Origin of the sequence: Stenotrophomonas maltophilia group sp. RNC7, assembly GCF_030910085.1 — a bacterium.
Classification (GTDB): domain Bacteria; phylum Pseudomonadota; class Gammaproteobacteria; order Xanthomonadales; family Xanthomonadaceae; genus Stenotrophomonas; species Stenotrophomonas sepilia.
The window spans coordinates 1-311 of the sequence record NZ_JAVFVN010000383.1; the positions used below are offsets into that span (position 1 = coordinate 1).

The window sequence follows — 311 nt, forward strand, 5'->3', positions numbered from 1 at the left end:
CCCCTAGCTATAACAGTGCTCTACCCCCCGCAGTAATACTTGAGGCACTACCTAAATAGTTTTCGGAGAGAACCAGCTATTTCCAGATTTGTTTAGCCTTTCACCCCTATCCACAGCTCATCCCCTAATTTTTCAACATTAGTGGGTTCGGTCCTCCAGCACGTGTTACCGTGCCTTCAACCTGGCCATGGATAGATCATCTGGTTTCGGGTCTACACCCAGCGACTGAATCGCCCTATTCGGACTCGCTTTCGCTACGGCTTCCCTATTCGGTTAACCTTGCCACTGAATGTAAGTCGCTGACCCATTAT

At 49.2% G+C, this 311-nt stretch carries 1 rRNA gene; it reads right to left on the reverse strand.

What is annotated here, in order from left to right:
- Positions 1-311 (reverse strand): 23S ribosomal RNA (locus RCF13_RS06700); the annotation flags it as partial.